Here is a 24681-nt window from a genome sequence, read left to right as displayed (position 1 = left end):
CGATGGCAGGGCGACGCGGCAGATATTACCCGGCGATAACTCCGGAAATCCTGTTGCGCGCCTATTCCATCGGACTTTTTCCGATGGCCGAATCTGCCGACGACCCGGAAATCTTCTGGGTCGAACCGGAAATGCGCGGCATCCTGCCGCTCGATGCCTTCCATCTCTCCAAAAGCCTGGCCAAGGCGGTTCGCAGGACACCGCTCGACATCCGCTTCGACACGGCTTTCGAACGGGTGATCGCATTCTGCGCCGAGTCGGCCGGCGACCGGCCGAGTACCTGGATCAACTCCACAATCCGCAAGCTCTACAACGAACTGCACCGCATGGGCCACGCGCACAGCGTCGAGGCCTTCGAGGGCGATGAACTGGTCGGGGGTCTCTATGGCGTTTCGCTCGGCTCGGCCTTCTTCGGCGAGAGCATGTTTTCGAGGCGCACGAACGCCTCCAAGATCTGCCTCGTGCACCTTGTCGAGCGGCTCCGGAAAAACGGCTTTACCCTGCTCGACACACAGTTCACAACCGAACATCTGAAGACGTTCGGCGCAATCGACATCCCCAAGGACGACTATCTCAAGCTCTTGAGAATCGCCGTCGATTCCCCGCATCTGAAATTCTAAAGGAAAATCAGTTGGTCGCCTTCGGCGGCGGCACGTCGGACTTCTGTTTGCAGCCGGTCAGCCAGACGTCGTAGATCGGATGCTCGACGGCATTGAGGCCGGGGCTGTCGGCAAACATCCAGCCGGTGAATATCCGGCGGATCTTGCGGTCGAGGGTGATCTCGTCGACTTCCACGAAACCATCGATCTTCTGGGCTTCCGTCTCGTCGCGGGAATAACAGACCTTTGGCGTCACCTGCAGCGCGCCGTACTGAACCGTCTCATTGACATAGACGTCGAACGTGGTGATGCGGCCGGTAATCTTGTCGATGCCGGCAAAGACGGCGACCGGGTTGTTCAGCCGCGCCGCAGATACACAATCCGCCGCGAGCACGGATGCCAGCGCGGTCAACGCGCCGATCATTTGCTTGCGTGGAAAAACCGTCATCAATCCCATTATGCTTCCCGTCCCGGCGATCCCGTCGGCGTCGAGACCTAGAGTGCGATTGTGGCCAAAACAGGTGTCAGTTGCCGGGCGTCCAGGCGTCGTAGTCGCCGGTGACGCGGGGGCGTTCGCCGGTGGCAGCAAGCGAGCCCTGCGGGCGATAGGCAAGCGGCGTGCCGGTGCCGTTCGGCTTGTGCGCCTTTTCCCATTCGCGGGCCTTGTACTCTTCCTGCGACGGAGCAACGTCGGTGCGATAATGCATCCAGCCGTGCCAGCCAGGCCCGATTGCGGAGGCTTCGGCGTAATCCTTGTAGATCACCCAACGCTTCGGCTTGCCCCAGGAAGTCATCGGTCCTTCGTAATAGACGTTGCCCAACTCGTCTTCGCCGACCTTCTTGCCGAAACGCCAGGTGAAGAACCGGGTGCCCATGGTCTGTCCGTTCCACCAGGTGAAGATCTGCAGCAGGAGGTTTTTCATGGATGTTCCGTCGGCTTGGCAAACAGGATGACGATCGAATTGGCTGATCCGCTTATGCCGCCTGACGCCTTCGATGTCCAGTGGTTCCAAATGTCGCGCACGGTCATTTGAGCTTCATCTTGAAGCCGAAATGGCTTTTGACGAAGCCGAGCCGTTCATAGAAGCGATGCGCATCCGTGCGAGCCATGTTGGAGGTGAGTGCGACCTGGCGGCAATCGCGGCGCCTGGCTTCCTCGATCGCGTGTCCGATCATCTGCGCGCCGATGCCCTTGCCGCGCATGTCGCTGCGCGTCTGCACCGCTTCCAGGATCATCGACAGCGATCCCCTTCCCGTCAGCGTGCGGTTGAAGAGGATCTGGAACGTGCCGACCACCTCGCCTTCCAGCTCGGCGACAAAAAGCTGCTCGTTCTGCGAGGCATCGATGACGTTGAAGGCGCGCAGGTAGTCGTCGAAGGCGGCCTCGTCCGTCGTGTCGCCATGGCCTCCGACGTCATCCGCCGCGAACAGGGCGATGAGTTCGGGGAGATCGACTTGCCGCGCTCTGCGGATGACGATGTCGGCCATGCAAAAAGTCCTTCTCAGATGGGTCAGCGCAGCTCCAGCCGCTTCTCCATGATGATCGCTGGCAGGCCGGAATTGGGAGCACCCCACTCCTCCATCCTGTCGACCTCGGAAAACCCGAGCCTCTCGTAAAAGGACATCGCGCGCACGTTCGGCAGCGCCACCTCGACCCGCATGATCTCGGCATCCGGAAAACAGGTTTCGAGCTCGGCGAAGATATCGCGGCCGATGCCCTCGTTCTGGCAGGATGGCTTGACGTAAAGCTGGTGCAGCATCGCCGTCTTCACCATTTTCGGATACATGGCGGCATAACCGATGCCGCCGATATCCTTGCCATTGTCGGCGACCAGAAATTCGCCGCCGCGTTTCTGGATACGCGCCTTTACGGCGCCCGGAGAATGCCAGCCGTCAACCATTCTCCTCACCTTGTCGGCCCCGTAGAACGGATCGTAGGTATCGTGAAAGGTCGCCGCCAGCAGGGCGCGGATCTGCTCGACGTCAGCTTCTCCGGCGGTGCGGACGAAGTAGACCATCGGGCCTACTCCTCTTCGATCCCGAGCTTCGCCTTGACCAGCGCCTGGACGGCCTGCGGATTGGCCTTGCCGCCGGTCGACTTCATGACCTGGCCGACGAACCAGCCGGCGAGCGTGGGCTTGGCCTTGACCTTGGCGACCTGGTCCGGATTGGCGGCGATGATCTCGTCGACAGCGGCCTCGATTGCGCCGGTATCGGTCACCTGCTTCATGCCGCGGCTCTCGACGATTTCGGCCGGGTCACCGCCCTCGGCGAGCACGATCTCGAACAGGTCCTTGGCGATCTTGCCGGAGATCGTCTCGGCCTTGATGAGGTCGATGATGGCGCCGAGCTGGGCCGGAGAAACGGGAGTCTCTTCAATGTCTTTGCCGGTTCTGTTCAAGGCGCCCAGCAGGTCGTTGATGACCCAGTTGGCGGCGATCTTGCCGTCGCGGCCTTCGGCAACCGCCTCGAAATAATCGGCGATCGCCTTTTCGGACACCAGAACCGAGGCGTCGTAGATCGACAGGCCGAGCTCGCGCACGAGACGAGCCTTCTTGTCGTCCGGCAGTTCCGGCAGGTGCTGTTCCAGCTCGGCGATGAAGGCATCGTCGAATTCGAGCGGCAACAAGTCCGGGTCCGGGAAATAGCGATAGTCGTGCGCGTCTTCCTTGGAGCGCATCGAGCGCGTCTCGCCCTTGTTCGGGTCGAAGAGGCGGGTCTCCTGGTCGATCGAGCCGCCGTCTTCAAGAATGCCGATCTGGCGGCGCGCTTCGTATTCGATCGCCTGGCCGATGAAACGGATCGAGTTGACGTTCTTGATCTCGCAGCGGGTGCCGAATTCCGTGCCCGGGCGGCGTACCGAGACGTTGACGTCGGCGCGCATGGAGCCTTCGTCCATGTTGCCGTCGCAGGTGCCGAGGTAGCGCACGATCGAGCGGAGCTTGGTCATGTAGGCCTTGGCTTCGTCGGACGAGCGCATGTCGGGCTTGGAGACGATCTCCATCAGCGCCACGCCGGAGCGGTTCAGGTCGACATAGGACATGGTCGGATGCTGGTCGTGCATCGACTTGCCGGCATCCTGTTCGAGATGCAGTCGCTCGATGCCGATCTCGATATCCTCGAACTGGCCCTGGCGGTCGGGACCGAGCGAGATGACGATCTTGCCTTCGCCGACGATCGGATCCTTGTACTGGGAAATCTGGTAGCCCTGCGGCAGGTCCGGATAGAAATAGTTCTTGCGGTCGAACAGCGAACGCTTGTTGATCTGCGCCTTCAGGCCGAGGCCGGTGCGCACCGCCTGCTTGATGCATTCCTCGTTGATGACCGGCAGCATGCCCGGCATGGCGGCATCGACGAGCGAGACGTTCGAATTCGCCGGCTTGCCGAACTCGGTCGAGGCGCCGGAAAACAGCTTTGAATTGGAGAGGACCTGGGCGTGCACCTCCAAACCGATGATGACTTCCCAGTCGCCGGTGGCACCGGGAATGAAGCGTTTCGGATCGGGCGTGCGGACGTCGACAAGGGTCATCTGATGCTCGTGAAATGGTCTCTATTGCGTTTTCTGGAGGTAGAGCAAATGGCGTTGCGGTGCAAGGCTTGCTGCGCGCAGGGGTCGCTGTGGAGTGCTGTAGTTCAGCCGATTTTAACTAGGTTCTGGTGAAATTGCGAAATGGAGCTATCAACCCCACTCGCGCTATTTCTCTTATATCTAGTCCTGAACGTCATCGTATTCTGCGTTTATTGGTGGGACAAGCAGGCGGCGATCGATGGCACATGGCGGATCAGCGAGCGTACGCTGCTGGGTGTGGCCTTTATCGGCGGCAGCCTGGGCGCCGTGACCGCGCAGCAGATGCTGCGGCACAAGACACGCAAGGAACCTTTTCGCACGCTGCTGATGATCATAATCGCTCTTCACACGCTCGGTGCGGCATCGTGGCTACTTGCGCCGGAACTAACGCGGGCAGCAATCGCAAAGATCGCTCGGGCAATCTAGAAGCTTGGCCCGTAAGTATCCGGCACTTCCGCGACGAGGCGCTTCGACAGGCCGACCGACTGCACGTCCCGGTCGATCTTCGGCGAATAGATGGTCGAGAGCCAGTTGATGGAATAGCCCAGCTTCTCGAAGAAGCCGACCGCCTCGGCATTGCGGGCGTGGGTCTCGACGCGGGCGACTTCGAACCCCTGGTGGACGATCTCGGCCTCGACCTCGACGAGAAGCGCCCGGCCGAAGCCGTGGCCCTGGAAGGCCGGATCGATCCAGAAGTCGGAGATCAGCTCGTCGAGCTTTTCGCGCGCCGCCCAGCCGGCAAGGTTGCCGGCATGTTCGACGACGGTAATGGTGAGCCAGGAGGAGCGCGTGAAATTCTGGAAGGCAGTGCGGGCGCTGGAGCGCATATCGGTCATCTCGCCGATCGAAATCATGGCCTTCTCCCAGGAGCGGAAGCCGATTTCCGCCAGGATATCCACCTCGTCCTCACGCGCATTGCGAATATGGGCCATAGCTTCCCCTGCTGCAGCCTTAGTAGACCACTGAGTCCGCGCTTTGACCAGTGCAACATCTAGGGCGTTTCGGTCAGGCGCTTGACGGCTCGGGAAAACGCGCCTAGTGCGGATTTCGTATCGATGGAGTTTTGATGTTCTCTTCCGTAGAGACCTGCTGAGGGGCCGGCCCCGCTCTTAAAGCCGCGCCGGCCCAGACAAAAACGAGAACCCCGACGTCACGCGACGCCGGCAACGTTTTTGTGCGCTCGTTTGCGAGCGCTTTTCCGGACATCAAAAGACAATGGATATTTCCCGCGCCGAACAGCGCATTCTCCACCTGCTCGCCCAGGGCGGCAGGATCGACATCACCCGCGATCAGAACCGCAAGATCGAAAAACTCCAGCTGGTCACCCGCGAGGGCTGGGTCTTCTCGGGTTTAGACCTCACCACCTTCCGTAAGCTCAAGCAGAAACGAGCCATCAAGTCTCAGGGCGGTAGGCCTTACCGCATCACCGAAAGGGGTCTGGTGCTGGTGAGGGCCGAGCAGGACAATCGGTGAAATCGGATGAAAGGCCGCGCGTCGTCCTCGACGCGCGGCTGTCAAATCAAGATTACCAGCGATATGCTTTTTCGGTGACGTCGAAAGAAGACGCTGGGGAAGCCGCCAAATGCCAAAAGGGAACCTTTGAACGGGGCGAAGGGTTATGCGCCACATCACTGCTGGAGAAATGGCAAATGTACATCGTTGTTGGCGGAACGGGGCACGTCGGCTCCGCCGTGGCACAGACGTTGCTCGAAGAAGGCAAAGCTGTCACGGTCGTCACGCGAAACTCCGATAAGGCCGGCGCATGGCGACTGCGGGGGGCGGAGGTCGCCGTCGCCGACGTCCACGACGTGACGTCGCTGCGTGAGGTGTTCCGCAACGGGAAGCGGGCCTTCCTCCTAAACCCGAACGCTGACATCTCGAGCGATACGGACCGGGAGGAACGCGAGACCGTCCGCTGCCTACTCGACGCGATCGAAGGGTCCGGGCTGGAGAAGGTAGTGGCGGAATCAACCATGGGCGCACAGCCGGGCGAGGAATGCGGCGATCTCAACATCCTTTACGAACTGGAAGCGGGCCTGAGGAACCAGCCGATACCTGCCAGTGTCATCCGCGCAGCCTACTACTATAGTAACTGGGATACGATGGTGGGGCCTGTCACTAAGGACGGGGTGCTGTCGACCATGCTCCCTGCCGATCTCACGCTCCCGATGGTCGCGCCCGAGGATCTGGGAAGGGTGGCGGCGCGGCTCCTGCAGGAGCCGATCGAACAGATCGGCATACACCCCGTTGAGGGGCCGAAACGGTACTCTCCCACTGATGTCGCCGCAGCCTTCGCCGCCGCCCTCGGCCGGGCCGTTCGCATCGAGGTGATCCCGCGGGAAAACTGGGAAGGCGCATATCGCAGTCTGGGCTTCTCCGACGCGGCGGCTCACTCGTATGCAAGGATGACGGCTCTCACCGCCGATGGTCCCGAATACCCCGCGGATCCAATTCGAGGATCGATCTCGCTCCAGACCTACATAGATAAGCTTGTTCGTGACTCATCCTAACGCGCCCAGATGGACGAAAAAGAAAGCGAGACCGCCAAAGGCCGCTTGGATGCTAGGCCGGCCGTCCACCCAAGGCACTTGTTTGCAATCCTCGCATGAGAGGCAGAGGCGAAGTGAGATTCATAAGCGGCATGCAATTCTTCGGACTAGCGTCATGATGGATGCGGCGTAGAGAAATGCCTTGGCAGACTTGATGGTCGCTTCCGGGTCCTTCCAACCCCATTCTCGGACGGGGTTCTAAGCCGAAAGCTCAGCCCTCATCGCCGTCCAGTCCTCGGCGATCGAGTTCGCACGTCGCTTGCCGGCGCGGCGGTACCAGTAGTCGGCGTTCGAGTCGTCGCCTTCGATGCGATGGCAGAGAGCGTGGCCCCAGTCGAAGGGCTGTTCGCCCTCATGGGCCTGGCAAATCTCGTGCACCGCCTGCCAGTCCGCACCCATGGTGAAACCATTGGCCGCGAGACGATCGAACGCCTCGATCAATCCTTCCAGATCCGTCTTAGCCATGAGCCATCTCCCCGGCGACCGCCCGATGATCGGCGGCCGTCATTTTCCGGATGATCGGTCCGCTTACCACCACTTCGCCGGCGTGAACCGGCCGGCGGCCTGTTCGATGACATGGGCGGTGCGGAAGAGAGTTTCCTCTTCGAACGGCTTGCCGATCAGCTGCAGGCCGAGCGGCAGGCCCTTGGCGTCGAGGCCGGCGGGAACGGCGATGCCCGGCAGGCCGGCCATGTTCACCGTCACCGTAAAAATGTCGTTGAGGTACATCTTGACCGGATCGGACGCGAGGTCCTCATCGGCGATGCCGAAGGCCGATGACGGGGTGGCGGGCGTCAGGATCGCATCGACGCCGGCGTCGAAGACGATCTCGAAGTCGCGCTTGATCAGCGTGCGGACTTTTTGCGCCTGCAGGTAATAGGCGTCGTAATAACCGGCCGACAGAACGTAGGTGCCGATCATGATGCGGCGCTTGACCTCGGTGCCGAAACCGGCAGCGCGGGTCTTTTCGTACATGTCGACGATGTCCTTGCCGTCGACGCGCAGGCCGTAGCGCACGCCGTCGTAGCGGGCGAGGTTCGACGAGGCTTCGGCAGGCGCGACGATGTAATAGGCCGGCAGCGCGTATTTGGTGTGCGGCAGGGTGATGTCAACGATCTCGGCACCGGCATCCTTCAGCCAGGCGATGCCCTGAGCCCAAAGTTTTTCGATCTCTTCCGGCATGCCCTCGACGCGGTATTCCTTCGGAATGCCGATCTTCATGCCCTTGAGGGACTGGCCGAGCGAGGCTTCATAATCCGGCACCGGCAGATCGACAGAGGTCGTGTCCTTGGCATCGACCGACGCCATCGACCTCAGCATGATCGCGGCGTCGCGTACGTCGCGGGCGATCGGGCCGGCCTGGTCGAGCGAGGATGCGAAGGCAACAGTGCCCCAGCGCGAGCAGCGGCCATAGGTCGGCTTGATGCCGACGGTGCCGGTGAAGGCGGCCGGCTGGCGGATCGAGCCGCCGGTATCGGTGGCGGTCGCACCGGCGCAGAGGAATGCGGACACCGCAGCGGCGGAACCGCCGGAAGAACCGCCCGGCACGAGCTGCTGGTTGGAACCGTTGGCCCGCCACGGGTTGATCACGGCGCCATAGTGAGAGGTCTCGTTGGAGGAGCCCATCGCGAACTCGTCCATGTTGAGCTTGCCGAGCATGACCGCTCCGTCGTCCCAAAGGTTCTGGGTAACGGTCGATTCGTATTTCGGCAGAAAACCGTCGAGGATATGGCTGCAGGCCTGGGTATGGACGTCGCGGGTGGCGAACAGGTCCTTGATGCCGAGCGGGATGCCTTCCAGGGCGCCGACAGTGCCTGCGGCACGGCGTTCGTCAGAAGCCTTCGCCATGCCGAGCGCCTTTTCCGGCGTCACGGCCACATAGGCGTTGAACACCGAGTTGGCGGCATCGATCGCGGAAAGATAGGCCTCGGTCAGCTCGACGGAGGTGAACTCCCTGGCTTCGAGCTTTTCGCGGGCTTCGGCAATGGTGAGGCTGGTGAGTTCGGTCATGGGCTCTTCAAACGGTTCGAATACGAGGAGGAGGTTCGGCGGGGCGCTATCCAGCGCTCACTCGACGACCTTCGGCACCAGGAAAAAATTATGGTCGGTAGAAGGCGCGTTGGCGACGATATCGTCAGCCTTGTCGCCATCGGTGACGGCGTCTGTGCGCTTGCGCATGTCCATCGGGGTGACCGACGTCATCGGCTCGACGCCCGTGACATCGACTTCGGAAAGCTGCTCGACGAAATTGATGATGCCGTTCAGCTCGCCGACCATGCGATTGGCATCTTCCTCGGTGACCGCAATGCGGGCAAGGCGCGCGACGCGCTTGACGGTGGCGAGATCGACGGACATGGCATAACTCCGATGGGAAATTTCCCCTTCGCTATAATGGCCATGCCCGCCCTTCGCAACAGGGAGCGCGCCTCATTTTGCGAAGGCGCGCCGCCTGAAAGGATGCGATTCAGAAGGTCAGGCTGCCGCCCGGCGCCGGCGTCTCGACCCGGGTGCGGGAGCCTTCCATGCCCTTGACGAACTTTTCCGGCGTCTGGTCGACGCCCGGCAGGCCATAATGGCAAGGCAGCGCGTGCTTGAAATCAAAGAAACGCTGGCAGGCGAGCGCAGCGACGGCACCGCCCATGGTGAAACGGTCGCCGATCGGCACGATGCCGATATCCGGCTGGTGCAGTTCGTTGATCAGGGCCATGTCTGAAAAGATGTCGGTATCGCCCATGTGGAGGACGGAGAGCTCGTCGTCGAAATGCAGCATCAGACCATTGGCATTGCCGAGGCAGTGCGAAACGCCGTCTTCGGTCAGCGAGGCAGACGAGTGCAGCGCATTGGTAAAGGTGGCGGTGAACCCGTCGAAGCCGATCGTGCCGCCGGTATTGCCCATTTCGAGCTTCTCGACGCCCTTCTTTGCCAGCCAGACGCCGAGGTCGTAGTTGGCGAGCACGACGGCACCGGTTTCCTTGGCGATCTGGATCGTATCGCCGACATGGTCGCCGTGACCGTGGGTGAGCAGGATATGGGTCAGGCCTTCGGCAGCGGCCTTGATATCCTGACCGGCAAAGGCGGGGTTATAGGTCAGGAACGGGTCGACCAGGATCTTGGCCTTGGCGGTCTCGATGCGGAATGCGGAATGGCCGAGCCAGGTGATCTTCATGGAAAACTCTCCTCGAAATGATGTGAGATAATGACGACACATAGCCGATAGGAGGCTAAAGGGAAGTGGGACAGAGGGTGGGACAAACCCGCTCTGGACACGCTATTTGGATCCCCGGGATGAAGAACGCATGACAGTGATGACCATCGAGGAACTGGCTGAGGCCCTCAAACCCGGACAGGCGATTGCCGGGCTCGACCTTGGCACCAAGACGATCGGGCTCGCCATGTCGGATCTCGGCCGCCGATTTGCCACGCCACGTCCGGTCATCAAACGGGTGAAGTTCACCAAGGATGCCGAAGTGCTGCTCGCCTTTGCCGAGAAGGAAAAAGTGGCGGGCTTCGTGATCGGCCTGCCCACGAACATGGACGGCTCGGCCGGTCCGCGCGTCCAGGCGACGCGCGCCTTCGTGCGCTCGATGTCGGAAAAGACCGCCCTGCCCTTCGTCTTCTGGGACGAGCGGCTGTCAACGGTGGCCGCCGAGCGGGCGCTTCTGGAAATGGACGTGTCGCGGGCCAAACGTGCCGAGCGGATCGATTCCGCCGCGGCAAGCTTCATTCTTCAGGGCGCTCTGGACAGGCTCTCGTCGCTCGGCAGGGAGACCGATTTCGCCAGCTGACGCTTGCTCCACCAGGCGGCGATCTCGCGGCGCTTGCGAAAGGCGATGATTGCAAACACGACCACGCTGTCGAAAGCGATGGCGCGCGCCACCAAAGGCGGAATGGTTTCCGGGGGAATGCCCAGAACATTGCCGTAGATCTGGAAGACAAGATCATGCGTCTGTCGGGTCAGCATGAAGAAACCGAAGCTCATGTCGTAATAGGAAAGCCCGTACCAGCTGGTCAGCAGCAGGACCGGACCGGCCCACAAAATCACGAACCACTTCATGCAGTCCTCCCTCTCGACTCTGCCGGATACGGTTCCAGAGACACGAGCCATCTCGATAGAGCCATAAGGCTCAAGGCCAATGCGGGAATGGCAATATCCATGGCCAGCGCCGCGAAGACCGTCGTCATGACGATCAGCAATGCTATATTCCGGATTGCAGTTCCCATACGCGGATACTCGGCGAACGTCGTAGTTAACAGTGCGTTAACGCCGAACTTAAGCCCGCAGGGATTTGCCGCAACGGAAACCGGGGGAGATGGTTAATTTCGCAAGGGCGCCTGTGGATAAAGCAGGTCAGGCAGCCGGCGATTTCGGCTTCTTCGGAATATAAGGACCGCCGGTCTCGCCCCATCCCCATGTCGGCATCGGGGCATGCTCGTAAACCTTGGCTCCGGGCTGCGAATTAACGACCGCAAGCCGTGTTCCCCATTCGAGATAGCCGACCAGCGCAGACGTGAACTCCGGGTCGGCCGGAAGTTCGAGATCCGTATAGGTATCGAGCAGGATGTTGATCCATCGCCGGCGCATCGGCTCGGTCAGGTGCCTTTCAAGATGATGGCGCACCATCGCCGGATGACCGCCACGCTGCTCCGAATAGAGCTTCGGCCCGCCAATGACCTCTGCGATGAACATGGCTACATGCTGTGGATGTTCCGGGTCCATCCCGGAAAAGACCGGACCGAGCAGGTCGTCCGTCGGAACGCGTCGATAAAACTCCGTCGTGAGACGCAAGAGCGCATCGAAGCCGCCGATCCATTCATAAAGCGTTGGCACTGTCATGGCGTTCCCTCCGTCTTCCCAAGAGATATGAGGCAGACGTCATGGCTTCAAGACTTGGCCACGGATCAGCCGTAGATCGCGCGGACCAGGCGGCGGAGCGCGTTGCCGACCTTATCCCAGTCCTTCTCGGTCTTGAGCGCCATGCCGGCAAACTGGCCGCTCACGGCGGCGGAGATCACCAGGTGCTGGATTGCCGCAAACAGCAGCGCATTGGTGGTCGCGGCATCGACGCCCTTGGGCGGTGTCAGCGAGCCGCGCATCTTTTCGAGCCATTTGCCGAGCGCCTTGGTGCGGGCTTCCGACAACCGGCGGACCTGCGGCGTATCCTGCGAGACCTCCCAGGCGACGATCTTGCAGACCAGCGGGTCGTCGCGCAGTGCTTCCATGAAATAGATGGAGAGTTTCTCCATCAGATCGCCGTAGGTCAGCAGGAACATGCCGCCGGTATCTTCCGGGATGCGGTCCTTGACCCAGGTGCCGAGATCGGCGCCGATCGCCTCGATCAGCCCGTCGAGACCGCCGTAATATCGATAGATGAGCTGTTTGTCGCAGCCGGCCCGGCGCGCCACTGCGTTGATGCCGAAACCCTGAAAACCCTGTTCGGCAAGCAGCGCGCGGGCCGCCAGGAAGATCGCCCGCTCGGTGCCGGCGCGGCTGCGCACCTTGGCGACCGAACCTTGTTGCGCTGTGACTTCAGGGATCTGGAGCATTTTCCGCCTGTTTCGGTTTCAATCTTCAACCGCGATAGTCCGAGCCGTCAACCGCCGCAAGCGGTCTCGGTGCCCATGCACAGGATTGCGCGCGCAGCACTTGATTTTGCGGGGCTGCACATTGCACTCTTGGCATGGGAGGACTAACGAGATCCTATCCTCCCACCGACGTGCCCTCCTCCATGCTCATCGTCTTCCAAAGCGTTCTGCCGATCTTCCTTCTCGTCCTCCTCGGCGTGGGATTGAGACGTGCGCCGATCATCAACGCCGATTTCTGGGACGGTCTCGAACAGTGCAGCTACTGGGTGATGTTTCCGGCCCTGTTGTTTTCGACGATGGCCAAGGCCGACTTTTCGAATACCGAGACCCTGACGGTCAGTTTCGCGGCGATCGTTTCCGTTTTCGTGATGTCGGGCGGATTGCTGCTGGCATGGCCTCTGCTGCGGAACCTGCGTGTCGGCGGGCCGGCCTATACCTCGCTGTTCCAGACGGCGACGCGCTGGAACGCCTTCATGGCGCTGGCGATCGCCGCAAAGACCTACGGCCAGCAGGGCCTGACCATGGTCGGCCTGGTGATGGCGGCGATCATCATTCCGCTCAACTTCATCAATGTGACCGTGCTGTTGTGGTTCTCCGGCCACGACCGGAACTACAAGGCCATCTTCTATAGAGTCTGCACCAATCCGCTGATCGTCTCGACGGCGCTGGGCATCGTCGTCAACGTTGCCGGCATTCCGATCTACGAACCGGTGATGGTGGCGGTCGACCTGCTGTCGCAGGCTTCGCTCAGCCTCGGCCTGATCACGGTCGGCGCGGGCCTGCGAGTCATGGACGCGCTCAGGCCGAGGCCTATCACTCTCCTCGCCGTCTTTTTGAAGCTGATCGCTTTCCCGATCGTCGCCGTGGGCGTCGGCGCGCTGTGCGGCATCCAGGGCAGCGCCCTCGTGCTTCTGGCACTGAGTGCCGCGGTTCCGACCGCGATGAACGGCTATCTGCTGGCGAAACAGTTGAACGGCGATGCAGACATGTACGCTGCGGCGGCGACCCTGCAGGTCGTCGCCTCGTTCCTCACCATTCCGGTGGTGATGACAGCTGTCGCCTACGTGGCTGCTGGATAAAGCAGGTCGACGATGTAGCGCGCGTCGAACCGGGCATCGAGCATGCCGTAGGTCGAGCGCCAGCCGCCGGCGAGCCGCGTTTCCAGGAAAGCATCGGCGATCTTGCCGGCGCCAAGCCGCACCAGTTCGGACGCCGCAGCCGCAAGTGCAAGCTGCTCCACCAGAAGCCGGGCGGCTCCCTCGTCGGTCTCGCAGAGCGCCATGGCGGCGCGCAGAACCTCGACCGTCTTGCGGCCCGCAGGACCGAGATCCCGTTCGAAACCGGCCAGCACCGTGTTGAACAGGTCCCGCCCGCGCGACAGGACACGGAGCACGTCGAGCGCCATCACATTGCCCGAGCCTTCCCAGATCGCATTGACCGGGGCTTCGCGGTAATGCCGGGCGATCGGCCGTTCCTCGATATAGCCGTTGCCGCCGATGCACTCCATCGCCTCGTAGATCAGCGCGGGCGCGATCTTGCAGTTCCAGTATTTGATGACCGGCGTCATGACCCGGGCGAAAGCCGCGTCGGCCGGGTTGCTGGCCGCCCGATCGAAGGAGTCGGCGAGCCGGAAGCTGAGCGCCGTCGCCGCAGCGACATCGAGCGCCATGTCGGCGAGCACGCGCGTCATCAGCGGCTGATCGACGAGCTTCTTGCCGAACACGCTGCGGCCGCGGGTGTGGTGGACCGCTTCGGCGAGCGACGCGCGCATGATGCCGGCGGATGCCAGCGCGCAATCAAGCCGCGTCAGGGTCACCATGTCGAGAATGGTGCGGATGCCGCCGCCCGGTTCGCCAAGCAGATAACCGAACGCATCGGTGAATTCGACTTCGGAGGATGCGTTCGAGCGGTTGCCGACCTTGTCCTTCAGGCGCTGGAACTGCAGGCCGTTCGCCGAACCGTCCTCGAGCAACCGCGGCACCAGGAAGCAGCCGATGCCGTCGCCGGTCTTTGCCAGCATCACGAAACCGTCGCTCATCGGCGCCGACATGAACCACTTGTGGCCGGAGAGCCGGTAGATGCCCTCGCCGACCCGCTCGGCGGTCGAGCGGTTGGCGCGCACGTCCGTGCCGCCCTGCTTTTCGGTCATGCCCATGCCGAGGGTGACCGCGCTCTTCTGAAGAGCCGGGCGATTCGTCGAGTCGTATTTGCGCGACAGGATCTTTGGCGCCCATTCCTTCTGTACGCGCGGCGAGGCCATCAGCGCGGCAATCGAGGCGCTGGTCATGGTCAGCGGGCAGAGATGGCCGCACTCGAGCTGCGCCGACAGATAGAATCGCGTCGCGCGCGCCTTGTGCTCGTGGCCCTTGGCTTCGGGGATGTTTTCCCAGACCGAGGAATGCAGGCCGGTCTGCATCGAACGGCGCATCAGCGCATGCCAGGCCGGATGAAACTCGACGACGTCGAGCCGCTCGCCGCGCGGACCATGGGTCTTCAACTTCGGCGGGTTCTCGTTCGCCATGCGCGCCAGTTCCTGCGCCTCCGGCGAGGTCACGTAACGGCCGAGCTGGTCGTACTCCTCACGGATGGTGCGGTTCAGCGTGCTCGTCAGGTCGACGACCAGCGGATCGGATCGGTAGGCATTGATGCCGGACCAGGGTTTTGGCTGGTTCAGTTCGGCAAATTTTTCTTCGGCGCGCGACATCTGGTTCATGAAACGGGTTCTAGCGGAAGTTACCGGGCCTGGGAACGGCGCCCGCTCAGGATTTCTGGCGTTCTCAACAAAAGGCCGCGCCCACGCCGGGAAACCGCTGCGAGCGACAATGGGCAAACAAGCAGTGAGATAAACCCCGCGCCCGCTTGCGGCTCCTGCCGTCAGACCTTATAGACCGCCGAACGCAAGCGGAGACGTGTCCATGGTCTTCTTCCCTCACCGCCATCTGATTGGCATCAAGGGCCTTACCGAACAGGATATCACCTTTCTTCTCGACAAGGCCGACGAGGCCGTGAAGATCTCGAGGCAGCGGGAGAAAAAGACCTCCACGCTGCGTGGTCTCACCCAGATCAACCTGTTCTTCGAAGCTTCCACCCGTACACAATCATCCTTCGAGCTCGCCGGCAAACGCCTCGGCGCCGATGTGATGAACATGTCGGTCGGCAATTCCTCGGTGAAAAAAGGCGAAACGCTGATCGACACGGCGATGACGCTGAATGCCATGCGCCCGGACGTGCTGGTGCTGCGTCATTCCTCCGCCGGTGCCGCCGCACTTCTGGCGCAAAAGGTCGCCTGCTCGGTGATCAATGCCGGCGACGGCCAGCATGAGCATCCCACACAGGCGCTGCTCGACGCACTCACCATCCGCCGCGCCAGGGGCAAGCTGTCGCGCATCATCGTGGCAATCTGCGGCGACGTGCTGCATTCGCGCGTCGCGCGCTCCAATATCCTCCTGCTCAACGCCATGGGCGCGCGGGTTCGTGTGGTGGCGCCTTCGACGCTGCTGCCCTCCGGCATCAGGGACATGGGCGTCGAGGTCTTTCACTCCATGGAAGAAGGCCTCAAGGATGCCGACGTGGTGATGATGCTGCGCCTGCAACGCGAGCGGATGGCCGGCGCCTTCGTGCCGTCGGTGCGCGAATATTTCCGCTTCTACGGGCTCGATGCCGAAAAGCTGAAGGCTGCCAAGCCGGATGCGCTGGTCATGCATCCCGGTCCGATGAACCGCGGCGTCGAGATCGCCTCCGAAGTCGCCGATGGTCCGCAGAGCGTCATCGAGGAACAGGTGGAAATGGGGGTCGCGGTCCGCATGGCCGTGATGGAGACCCTGCTCGTCTCCCAGAACCAGGGAGAACGCGCATGACCCCCACCGTCCTCAAGAACCTCCGCATCATCGACCCGTCGCGCAATCTCGACGAGACCGGCACGATCGTCATCGGCGCCGACGGTCGCATCCTCGCCGCCGGGAAAGACGCCCAGAACCAGGGCGCCCCGGAAGGCGCGACGATCCGGGACTGCCAGGGCCTCGTCGCGACGCCTGGCCTCGTCGATGCCCGCGTCTATGTCGGCGAACCGGGCGCCGAACACACCGAAACGATCGAATCGGCAAGCCGGGCGGCGGCAGCCGGCGGCGTCACTTCCTTCATCATGATGCCCGACACCGACCCCGTGATCGACGATATCGCGCTGGTCGAATTCGTGCAGAAGACGGCGCGCGACAAGGCGGTCGTCAACGTCCATCCGGCCGCCGCCCTCACCAAGGGGCTGGCCGGCAAGGAGATGACCGAGATCGGTCTGCTGCAGCAGTCGGGCGCCGTCGCCTTCACCAACGGCCGGCACGGACTTTCCGACACGTTGCTGTTGCGCCGCATAATGACCTATGCGCGCGAATTCGACGCGGTCGTCTCGCTGGAACTGCGCGAAAAATATCTCGGCAACGGCGTGATGAACGAGGGCCTGTTCGCCAGCTGGCTCGGCCTCTCCGGCGTGCCGAAGGAAGCGGAGATCATCCCGCTCGAACGGGATTTGAGGATCGCCGGCCTGACCCGAGCGAAATACCATGCGGCGAAGATTTCCGTGGCGGAATCGGCCGAAGCGATGCGCGTCGCCCGCGCCCGCGGGGCCAACGCCACCTGCGGCGTCTCGATCAACCATCTGGCGCTCAATGAGAACGACATCGGTGAGTACCGTACCTTCTTCAAGCTCTCGCCGCCGCTGCGCTCCGAAGACGACCGCGTGGCGATGGCCGATGCGCTCGCGGACGGCACGATCGACATCATCGTCTCCTCGCACGATCCGCAGGACGTCGATACCAAGCGCCTGCCGTTTGCCGATGCCGAGGACGGGGCGATCGGCCTCGAGACCCTGCTCGCGGCCGCCCTTCGCCTGCACCATGACGGCCGCGTGCCGCTGATGCGGCTGATCGATGCGATGTCGACCCGGCCGGCGCAGATCTTCGGCCTCGATGCAGGCACGCTGAAGCCCGGCGCCAAGGCGGATATCACGCTGATCGATCTCGACGAGCCTTGGATCGTTTCGAAGGATATGATCTTGTCGCGGTCGAAGAACACGCCGTTCGAAGACGCGCGTTTCTCGGGCCGCGCCGTCGCCACCTATGTGGCCGGCAAGTGCGTCTACACGCTTTAAGGGGAGCACGGGCGTGAGTGAACTCTTCAACTGGCAGATCACCCTGCCGATCGCACTGGCCGCGCTGGTGTTCGGCTATCTGCTCGGTTCCATTCCCTTCGGCCTGATCCTCACCCGTGCGGCGGGCCTCGGCGATATCCGGTCGATCGGATCGGGCAATATCGGTGCCACCAACGTGCTGCGCACCGGCAACAAGAAGCTTGCCGCGGCCACCCTGCTGCTCGACGCGCTGAAGGCCACGGTCGCTGCACTGGTCGCCTGGTATCTGTTCGGGAAAGAAGCCGGCCTGCTTGCCGGTTTTGCGGCCTTCATGGGTCATCTCTTCCCGGTCTGGCTCGGCTTCAAGGGCGGCAAGGGCGTCGCAACCTATATCGGCACGCTGCTTGGCGTCGCTCCCTGGATGGTGCTGGTGTTTGCGGCGATCTGGCTCGGCGTCGCCAGGATCAGCAAATATTCGTCGCTCTCCGCTCTGGTTGCAACTCTTGTCATTCCGGTTGTGCTGTGGTTCTTAAACGAGCCGAAGATCGCGCTCGTCCTGGCCGTCATGACCGCGATTTCCTGGTGGAAGCACGAAGAAAACATCAAGCGGCTGATCGCCGGCACCGAAAGCAGGATCGGCCAAAAGGGATAGACCGGGGAAACAATGGCGGACGGCAGCGCGAAACGAACAGGAATTGCGCTGACGGAGAGGCAAAGGATCGCCTGGCTGAGGCTGATCCGTTCGGACAATGTCGGCCCCGCCACGTTTCGAGATCTCATCAACCACTGCGGCTCGGCGGAAAACGCGCTTGCCATGCTGCCCGAACTCTCCGCCCGCGGCGGAGCGACCAGGGCGATCCGGATTGCCGGCGTGCAGGAGGCCGAACGCGAACTCGAAGCTGCCCATCGCTTTGGCGCTCGCTTCGTCGGCATCGGCGAACCGGACTATCCGCCGGCGCTGCGCCAGATCGAAGGCGCGCCACCGCTTCTTGCCATGAAAGGTGACCTTTCCGCCGCGACCCGTCCATCGGTCGGCGTCGTTGGGTCGCGCAACGCCTCGATATCGGGCGCCAAGTTCGCGGCGATGATCGCAAAGGATTGCGGCCGGGCCGGTTATACGGTGACGTCAGGCCTTGCCCGCGGCGTCGATACCGCAGCCCATCGGGCCAGCCTGGAAACCGGGACGATCGCGGTGCTGGCCGGCGGGCTCGACCAACCCTATCCGCCGGAGAACGTGCCTCTGCTCGAGGAGATCACCGAGGGTGCAGGTCTTGCCGTCAGCGAAATGCCCTTCGGCTGGGAGCCCCGCGCACGGGATTTCCCCCGCCGCAACCGGCTGATATCCGGCATTTCGCTCGGAGTCGTCGTGGTCGAGGCAGCGGAGCGTTCCGGCTCGCTGATCACCGCCAGGATGGCGACCGATTTCGGACGGCTTGTCTTCGCCGTTCCTGGCTCGCCGCTTGATCCGCGCTGCCACGGCACAAACGGGCTTCTGAAACAGGGGGCGATCGTCACAACTGGGTCGGCCGACGTCATCGAAGCCCTGGCGCCGCTCTCGCAACTCGATCTGTTCAGCGGCTCTGTGGTGGAAGAGCCCAAGAAGTTCAGCGACATACTGCCGCCCAATGACGACGACCGGGCGATCATCGTTTCGGCGCTGGGGCCGACGCCGGTAGAGGTGGACGACATCATCCGCCATACGGAACTACCCGCCTCTTCCGTCTATCTCATCCTGCTGGAACTTGATCTCGCCGGCCGGCTGCATCGGCATGTCGGCGGTCTGGTTTCAATCGCGATGGAAGACTGAGCGGGGACGCCGGCCCGCCTGTACATCCCCCGCCTCTACATAGGCCATCTCGATGAGGTAACAGAGCATATCGGCTCCCTCTCCCAAGGCGACCTGCCGGAGCTCTCCGAGCATCTGCCTTATATAGGCTATACTCTCCCTGGTATCGTCCTCGCGCCGGCCGTTTGTCTCACTTCGGGAAATCATATTCTATCCTTAAAAAGTCGGCCACCGGTCCAAATAAATTCACCTCGAGGTATGCGAGGGACCATATCGCATTTATTTAAGATTGCAACCAATTGTAAATCTTCCTGCGGTTGCATCTCGTTGTACCCTATAATTTGGCACACGCCCCTTGACCGCGAGGCAAACGCCCTCCATGTCGGGAGGTCAGATTTCCGCCTGGACTGCAAAGGTTCCGGGCCAAGCCTCTATTGCAGAGAAGCAAAATGAATGTTGTCGTCGTAGAATCTCCCGCCAAGGCCAAGACAATCAACAAGTATCTCGGCCCCGGCTACAAGGTTCTCGCCTCGTTCGGCCATGTGCGCGATCTTCCGGCCAAGGACGGTTCCGTACTTCCCGACCAGGACTTCGAAATGCTGTGGGAAGTCGATAGCGCCTCCCAAAAGCGCATGAAGGATATCGCCGACGCCCTGAAAGGCTCGGACGGCCTGTTCCTCGCGACCGACCCGGATCGCGAAGGCGAAGCCATTTCCTGGCACGTGCTCGACCTTTTGAAGAAGAAGAAGCTGATCGGCGACAAGCCGGTCAAGCGCGTCGTCTTCAACGCCATCACCAAGAAGGCCGTGCTCGATGCGATGGCCAATCCGCGCGATATCGACGTGCCGCTGGTGGACGCCTATCTCGCCCGCCGCGCTCTCGACTATCTGGTCGGCTTCAATCTGTCGCCGGTGCTGTGGCGCAAGCTGCCGGGCGCGCGCTCGGCCGGTCGCGTGCAGTCGGTTGCGCTGCGGCTCGTCTGCGACCGCGAGTCGGAGATCGAACGTTTCGTCTCGGAAGAATACTGGAACCTGTCGGCGCTGTTGCGCACCCCGCGCGGCGACGAGTTCGAGGCGCGCCTCGTCTCGGCCGACGGCAAGCGGCTGCAGGCCCGCTCGATCAAGAACGGCGAGGACGCCAACCGCCTGAAGGCGCTGCTCGACGGCGCGACCTATCTGGTCGATACGGTCGAGGCGAAGCCCGTCAAGCGCAACCCCGGCCCGCCCTTCACCACCTCGACGCTGCAGCAGGCTGCCTCCTCGAATATCGGCTTCAACGCTTCGCGCACCATGCAGGTGGCGCAGAAGCTTTATGAAGGCGTCGATATCGGCGGCGAGACGGTCGGTCTCATTACTTATATGCGTACCGACGGCGTGCAGATGGCGCCGGAGGCAGTCGATGCTGCCCGCAGCGCCATCGTCGACCAGTTCGGACAGCGTTACCTGCCGGAAAAGCCGCGCTTCTATTCCACCAAGGCGAAAAACGCCCAAGAAGCCCACGAAGCGATCCGCCCGACCGAATTCACCCGCACCCCGGACCAGGTGCGCCGTTATCTCGACGCCGACCAGGCCCGTCTCTACGAGCTGATCTGGAAGCGCGGCATCGCCAGCCAGATGGCGTCCGCCGAAATCGAGCGCACCACGGTCGAGATCCTCGCCGACAACAAGGGCGAGAAGGCTGGCCTTCGCGCCGTCGGCTCGGTGATCCGTTTCGACGGCTTCCTCGGCGCCTACGTGGACAACCGCGAGGATGCCGAAAAGGGCGAGGATGACGATGAAGATGGTCGCCTGCCCGAGATCAACGCCCGCGAAAAGCTCGACAAGAACAAGGTGAATGCCAGCCAGCACTTCACCGAGCCGCCGCCGCGTTATTCGGAAGCCTCGCTGATCAAGAAGATGGAAGAGCTCGGCATCGGCCGGCCGTCCACCTATGCCGCGACGCTGAAGACGCTGAGCGACCGCGAATACGTGACGATGGACAAGCGCAAGCTGATCCCCCATTCGAAGGGCCGGCTGGTGACGGCCTTCCTCGAAAGCTTCTTCACGAAATACGTGGAATACGACTTCACCGCCGATCTGGAAGAAAAGCTCGACAAGATCTCTGCCGGCGAACTCGACTGGAAGCAGGTTCTGCGCGAATTCTGGCAGGATTTCTTCGCCCAGATCGAGGACACCAAGGAATTGCGCGTCACCAACGTGCTCGATGCGCTGAACGAGACGCTGGCGCCGCTGGTCTTCCCGAAGCGGGAGGACGGCAGCGATCCGCGCATCTGCCAGGTCTGCGGCACGGGCAACCTGTCGCTGAAGCTCGGCAAATACGGCGCCTTCGTCGGCTGCTCGAACTATCCGGACTGTAACTACACCCGCCAGCTTTCCTCGGAAGGCGGCGCGGATGCGGAAGCGAACGCTCTCAACGAACCGAAGGCACTCGGTGCCGATCCGCATACGGGCGAGGAACTGACGCTGCGTTCCGGCCGGTTCGGCCCCTATATCCAGCGCGGCGAAGGCAAGGAAGCCAAGCGTTCGTCGCTGCCCAAAGGCTGGAAGCCCGAGGACATCGACCACGAAAAGGCGCTGGCATTGATCAACCTGCCGCGCGACGTCGGCAAACATCCGGAATCAGCCAAGATGATTTCGGCAGGGCTTGGCCGCTACGGGCCGTTCCTGCTGCATGACGGCAGCTATGCCAACCTGGAGAGCATCGAGGACGTGTTCTCGATCGGCCTCAACCGCGCTGTGACCGTGCTTGCCGAAAAGCAGAGCAAGGTGGCGGCTGGCGGTGGCCGCGGCCGTGGCACGCCTGCGGCACTGAAGGAACTCGGCGACCATCCGGATGGCGGCACGATCACCGTGCGCGACGGCAAATACGGCCCTTACGTCAATTGGGGCAAGGTCAACGCCACGCTGCCGAAGGGGCTTGACCCGCAATCGGTGACGATGGAACAGGCGATGGCCTTCATCATCGAAAAGGGCGGCAAGGCGCCGTCGTCCAAGGCAAAGCCGAAGAAAGCCGCCGCCAAGACGACCACCGACACCAAGAAGGCAGCACCGAAAGCCAAGACGGCCGCCAAGGCGAAAGCTCCGGTGAAAAAGGCCGCACCCAAGGCGAAGAAGACAGGCACGTGAGAGAACCACGCGATAGATCGAGACATCCGGGAAAACGCCCCGAAAAGGTTGCCCGCGGTCACGCCGCTTCTGCAACGGAGAAGCCGGTGATCATCCACGGTGCCGTGCCGCCGCGTGATGTCCTGCTCGAATTCATCGCCGAAAACCCAGACAAGGGGTCGAAGCGGGAGATCGCCAAGGCCTTCGGGCTGAAGGGCGACACCCGCGTCGAACTGAAGGATCTCCTGCGGACGCTGGAGGAGGAAGGCCTTCTCAAGAAGAGCCGCAAGTCGCTGACCCGTCCCGATGCGCTGCCGCCGGTCACCGTTCTCGACATCACCACCCGCGACAAGGATGGCGAACTTATCGCCCGCCCGGCCGAATGGCCGGAGGAGCTGGGTGCGGCGCCGGCCGTGCTGATCCGGCAATCGTCGGACAGCCGCGGCAAAGGCAGGGTGACTGCCGCCGGTCTCAACGACCGGGTTCTGGCAAAGATCTTCCCGAACAAGGACCGGACCGGACCGGCCTATACCGCCCGCGTCATCAAGATCATCGACAAGCGTCGCGGCGCCTCGCTCGGCATCGTCCATCAGCTCGCCGATGGCGAGCTGCGTCTGCTACCGATCGACCGGCGCGGCGAGGAAATGGTGATCGAGCCCGCCGATATCGGCGAGGCCAAGGACGGCGACCTGGTCGAGACGGAAGTGGTCCGTTCGGGCCGCTTCGGCCTCCCCCGCGCCCGGGTTCTGTCGATCGTTGGCACGATCGGTTCGGAAAAGGCGATCTCGATGATCGCCGTCTATTCGCACGGCATTCCGCATATCTTCCCGAAGGCGGTGATGGACGAGGCCGAAGCGGCAAGACCGGCTTCCTTGTCGCAACGCGAGGACTGGCGTTCGCTGCCGCTGATCACCATCGACCCGGCCGACGCCAAGGACCACGACGACGCGGTCTATGCCGAGCTCGACCCCTCGCCCGACAATCCGGACGGCGTGATCGTCACCGTCGCGATCGCCGATGTCTCCTGGTATATCCGCGCCGGCTCGGCGCTCGACCGCGAGGCGCTGAAGCGCGGCAACTCTGTCTATTTCCCGGACCGCGTCGTGCCGATGCTGCCCGAGCGCATCTCCAACGATCTCTGCTCGCTGCGCGAAGGCGAGGATAGACCGGCGCTTGCCGTACGCATGGTCTTCTCCAGGGAAGGCCGCAAGGCGGGCCACACGTTCCACCGCATCATGATGAAGAGCGCCGCCAAGCTCTCCTACCAGCAGGCGCAGGCGGCCATCGACGGCAAGCCGGACGACAAGACCGGGCCGTTGCTCGATCCGATCCTGAAGCCGCTCTGGCATGCCTATGGGGTGATGAAGCGCGGCCGCGACCGCCGCCAGCCGCTGGAGCTCGACATGCCGGAGCGCAAGATCCTGCTGAAGCCCGACGGCACGGTCGACCGGGTCTTCGTGCCGGACCGGCTCGATGCCCACAAGCTCATCGAAGAGATGATGATCCAGGCGAACGTCGCTGCCGCCGAGACGCTGGAAAAAAAGCGCCAGGCGCTGATCTACCGCATCCACGACACACCGTCGCTTGCCAAGCAGGAGACGCTGCGCGAGTTTCTCGCGACGCTCGGCATTCCGATGGCCAAGGGCGGCCAGATGCGCGCCAACTCGTTCAACGGCATTCTCGCCAAAGCCGAGGGCACCGCCCACCAGGTGATGGTCAACGAGATGGTGCTGCGCTCCCAGAGCCAGGCGATCTACAGCCCCGAGAATATCGGCCATTTCGGCCTCAACCTGATGAAATACGCGCATTTCACCTCGCCGATCCGCCGCTACGCCGACCTGATCGTGCACCGTGCACTGGTCGGATCGCTGGGCTTGGGCGAAGGCGGCATCAGGCCGGAGGAAGAGGCCCAGCTCGACGATATCGCCGCCGAGATCTCGACCTTCGAACGCCGCGCGATGGCCGCCGAACGTGACACGATCAACCGGCTGATCGCCCATCACCTCTCCGAGCGCATCGGCGAGGAATTCGTCGGCCGGATCTCCGGCGTCACCAAGGCGGGACTATTTGTCTCGCTTCCGACCTATGGTGCGGACGGATTCATACCTATATCCACGCTCGGCAACGACTACTTCATCTATGACGAGGCGCATCAGGCGCTGTCCGGAGAGAAGACCGGTCTGGGCTACCAGATCGGCGATACGGTCGATGTGCGGCTGAAACAGGCCATCCCGCTTGCCGGCGCGCTGCAGTTCGAGATGCTGAGCGAGGGCAAGAAATTGCCGACCGCGATCCGCTCCTTCCACAAATCGGGGCGGCGTGGCCGGACCCAACCCGGCACGCGGCCTCCGCGGAGCGGCCGAAGGAGATAGG

General features: G+C 62.5%; 27 protein-coding genes. 12 read left to right on the top strand and 15 right to left on the bottom strand.

Going from position 1 to position 24681, the window contains the following annotated elements:
- Positions 1-2: 2 nt before the first annotated feature.
- Positions 3-620 (top strand): leucyl/phenylalanyl-tRNA--protein transferase, encoded by a 618-nt coding sequence (aat, locus tag C5J26_RS06380; protein WP_105401064.1) that lies wholly within the window; start codon positions 3-5, stop codon positions 618-620.
- Between the two features lie 7 nt (positions 621-627).
- On the opposite strand, the gene C5J26_RS06375 is transcribed toward aat, so the two are convergent.
- The 5 genes from C5J26_RS06375 to gatB all read right to left on the bottom strand — a co-directional run bounded on the left by C5J26_RS06375 (position 628) and on the right by gatB (position 4128).
- Positions 628-1047, bottom strand: a complete 420-nt coding sequence (locus tag C5J26_RS06375) for a DUF2155 domain-containing protein (RefSeq protein WP_105401415.1) — start codon at positions 1045-1047, stop codon at positions 628-630.
- 76 nt (positions 1048-1123) lie between these two features.
- Positions 1124-1522 carry an NADH:ubiquinone oxidoreductase subunit NDUFA12 gene (locus tag C5J26_RS06370; protein ID WP_105401063.1) on the bottom strand — a complete coding sequence of 133 codons (399 nt, stop codon included), beginning with the start codon at positions 1520-1522 and terminating at the stop codon, positions 1124-1126.
- A 103-nt stretch (positions 1523-1625) separates the two neighbouring features.
- Positions 1626-2087, bottom strand: a complete 462-nt coding sequence (locus C5J26_RS06365) for a GNAT family N-acetyltransferase (RefSeq protein ID WP_105401062.1) — start codon at positions 2085-2087, stop codon at positions 1626-1628.
- A gap of 23 nt (positions 2088-2110) precedes the next feature.
- Positions 2111-2617: a GNAT family N-acetyltransferase gene (locus C5J26_RS06360; protein WP_038542070.1), complete on the bottom strand. Its 507-nt coding sequence runs from the start codon at positions 2615-2617 to the stop codon at positions 2111-2113.
- Positions 2618-2622: 5 nt separating this feature from the next.
- Positions 2623-4128, bottom strand: a complete 1506-nt coding sequence (gene gatB, locus C5J26_RS06355; RefSeq protein ID WP_105401061.1) for an Asp-tRNA(Asn)/Glu-tRNA(Gln) amidotransferase subunit GatB — start codon at positions 4126-4128, stop codon at positions 2623-2625.
- Positions 4129-4269: 141 nt separating this feature from the next.
- On the opposite strand from gatB, the gene C5J26_RS06350 reads away from it, so the two are divergent.
- Entirely contained in the window at positions 4270-4593 is a 324-nt protein-coding gene (locus C5J26_RS06350; protein ID WP_105401060.1) for a DUF1294 domain-containing protein, read from the top strand.
- Here the strand turns inward: C5J26_RS06350 and C5J26_RS06345 are convergent.
- On the bottom strand, positions 4590-5099 hold the full coding sequence (locus C5J26_RS06345) for a GNAT family N-acetyltransferase (protein ID WP_105401059.1): 510 nt from the start codon (positions 5097-5099) through the stop codon (positions 4590-4592). The two genes, C5J26_RS06350 and C5J26_RS06345, sit on opposite strands and share 4 nt — an antisense overlap.
- 283 nt (positions 5100-5382) lie before the next feature.
- On the opposite strand from C5J26_RS06345, the gene C5J26_RS06340 reads away from it, so the two are divergent.
- Together C5J26_RS06340 and C5J26_RS06335 are read left to right on the top strand one after the other, a co-directional pair.
- A complete protein-coding gene (locus tag C5J26_RS06340) occupies positions 5383-5640 on the top strand; it encodes a YjhX family toxin (RefSeq protein WP_105401058.1) in 258 nt (85 codons plus the stop codon).
- A 176-nt stretch (positions 5641-5816) separates the two neighbouring features.
- Positions 5817-6677, top strand: a complete 861-nt coding sequence (locus tag C5J26_RS06335; protein ID WP_105401414.1) for an NmrA family NAD(P)-binding protein — start codon at positions 5817-5819, stop codon at positions 6675-6677.
- A 237-nt stretch (positions 6678-6914) separates the two neighbouring features.
- Here the strand turns inward: C5J26_RS06335 and C5J26_RS06325 are convergent, their stop codons facing one another.
- The 4 genes from C5J26_RS06325 to C5J26_RS06310 form a co-directional block, all read right to left on the bottom strand.
- Positions 6915-7181: a hypothetical protein gene (locus C5J26_RS06325; RefSeq protein WP_105401057.1), complete on the bottom strand. Its 267-nt coding sequence runs from the start codon at positions 7179-7181 to the stop codon at positions 6915-6917.
- Positions 7182-7244: 63 nt separating this feature from the next.
- Positions 7245-8726, bottom strand: coding sequence for an Asp-tRNA(Asn)/Glu-tRNA(Gln) amidotransferase subunit GatA (gene gatA, locus C5J26_RS06320; protein ID WP_105401056.1), 1482 nt, complete (start codon positions 8724-8726; stop codon positions 7245-7247).
- Positions 8727-8783: 57 nt separating this feature from the next.
- Positions 8784-9071 carry an Asp-tRNA(Asn)/Glu-tRNA(Gln) amidotransferase subunit GatC gene (gene gatC / locus C5J26_RS06315; protein WP_105401055.1) on the bottom strand — a complete coding sequence of 96 codons (288 nt, stop codon included), beginning with the start codon at positions 9069-9071 and terminating at the stop codon, positions 8784-8786.
- Positions 9072-9180: 109 nt separating this feature from the next.
- Positions 9181-9882, bottom strand: coding sequence for a metal-dependent hydrolase (locus C5J26_RS06310; protein WP_105401054.1), 702 nt, complete (start codon positions 9880-9882; stop codon positions 9181-9183).
- A 130-nt stretch (positions 9883-10012) separates the two neighbouring features.
- Here C5J26_RS06310 and ruvX point away from each other — a divergent pair, with 130 nt between their 5' ends.
- Positions 10013-10501: a Holliday junction resolvase RuvX gene (ruvX, locus tag C5J26_RS06305; RefSeq protein WP_046667735.1), complete on the top strand. Its 489-nt coding sequence runs from the start codon at positions 10013-10015 to the stop codon at positions 10499-10501.
- Here ruvX and C5J26_RS06300 read toward each other — a convergent pair.
- The 3 genes from C5J26_RS06300 to C5J26_RS06290 form a co-directional block, all read right to left on the bottom strand.
- Entirely contained in the window at positions 10444-10770 is a 327-nt protein-coding gene (locus C5J26_RS06300) for a DUF6105 family protein (RefSeq protein WP_105401053.1), read from the bottom strand. The two genes, ruvX and C5J26_RS06300, sit on opposite strands and share 58 nt — an antisense overlap.
- A gap of 294 nt (positions 10771-11064) precedes the next feature.
- Positions 11065-11550 (bottom strand): group II truncated hemoglobin, encoded by a 486-nt coding sequence (locus C5J26_RS06295; protein WP_105401052.1) that lies wholly within the window; start codon positions 11548-11550, stop codon positions 11065-11067.
- Between the two features lie 65 nt (positions 11551-11615).
- Complete coding sequence (locus C5J26_RS06290; protein WP_046636606.1) at positions 11616-12260, bottom strand: TetR/AcrR family transcriptional regulator; 645 nt, start codon at positions 12258-12260, stop codon at positions 11616-11618.
- Positions 12261-12442: 182 nt separating this feature from the next.
- Between C5J26_RS06290 and C5J26_RS06285 the strand changes: the two genes are divergently transcribed.
- Positions 12443-13378: an AEC family transporter gene (locus C5J26_RS06285; RefSeq protein ID WP_105401051.1), complete on the top strand. Its 936-nt coding sequence runs from the start codon at positions 12443-12445 to the stop codon at positions 13376-13378.
- Here the strand turns inward: C5J26_RS06285 and C5J26_RS06280 are convergent.
- Positions 13360-15012 (bottom strand): acyl-CoA dehydrogenase family protein, encoded by a 1653-nt coding sequence (locus C5J26_RS06280; protein WP_105401050.1) that lies wholly within the window; start codon positions 15010-15012, stop codon positions 13360-13362. The two genes, C5J26_RS06285 and C5J26_RS06280, sit on opposite strands and share 19 nt — an antisense overlap.
- A 202-nt stretch (positions 15013-15214) precedes the next feature.
- Here C5J26_RS06280 and C5J26_RS06275 point away from each other — a divergent pair, with 202 nt between their 5' ends.
- Genes C5J26_RS06275 through dprA form a run of 4 tightly spaced genes read left to right on the top strand, consistent with a single transcriptional unit; the run spans position 15215 to position 19225 of the window.
- Entirely contained in the window at positions 15215-16156 is a 942-nt protein-coding gene (locus tag C5J26_RS06275) for an aspartate carbamoyltransferase catalytic subunit (RefSeq protein ID WP_105401049.1), read from the top strand.
- Positions 16153-17439, top strand: a complete 1287-nt coding sequence (locus tag C5J26_RS06270; RefSeq protein ID WP_105401048.1) for a dihydroorotase — start codon at positions 16153-16155, stop codon at positions 17437-17439. Before C5J26_RS06275 ends, C5J26_RS06270 begins: the two co-directional genes overlap by 4 nt.
- 13 nt (positions 17440-17452) lie before the next feature.
- On the top strand, positions 17453-18070 hold the full coding sequence (gene plsY / locus C5J26_RS06265) for a glycerol-3-phosphate 1-O-acyltransferase PlsY (protein ID WP_245441111.1): 618 nt from the start codon (positions 17453-17455) through the stop codon (positions 18068-18070).
- A 12-nt stretch (positions 18071-18082) separates the two neighbouring features.
- Complete coding sequence (gene dprA / locus C5J26_RS06260; RefSeq protein ID WP_105401046.1) at positions 18083-19225, top strand: DNA-processing protein DprA; 1143 nt, start codon at positions 18083-18085, stop codon at positions 19223-19225.
- Here dprA and C5J26_RS33170 read toward each other — a convergent pair.
- A complete protein-coding gene (locus tag C5J26_RS33170) occupies positions 19205-19411 on the bottom strand; it encodes a hypothetical protein (protein WP_105401045.1) in 207 nt (68 codons plus the stop codon). The two genes, dprA and C5J26_RS33170, sit on opposite strands and share 21 nt — an antisense overlap.
- A gap of 242 nt (positions 19412-19653) precedes the next feature.
- Between C5J26_RS33170 and topA the strand changes: the two genes are divergently transcribed.
- Entirely contained in the window at positions 19654-22329 is a 2676-nt protein-coding gene (gene topA / locus C5J26_RS06250; protein ID WP_105401044.1) for a type I DNA topoisomerase, read from the top strand.
- On the top strand, positions 22326-24680 hold the full coding sequence (gene rnr, locus C5J26_RS06245; RefSeq protein ID WP_105401043.1) for a ribonuclease R: 2355 nt from the start codon (positions 22326-22328) through the stop codon (positions 24678-24680). The genes topA and rnr overlap by 4 nt, the downstream gene beginning before the upstream one ends.
- The last annotated feature ends 1 nt before the right edge of the window (position 24681 follow it).

This window comes from Neorhizobium sp. T7_12, assembly GCF_002968535.1.
GTDB lineage: Bacteria > Pseudomonadota > Alphaproteobacteria > Rhizobiales > Rhizobiaceae > Neorhizobium > Neorhizobium tomejilense.
This window is presented reverse-complemented; position numbering and strand designations above follow the sequence as displayed.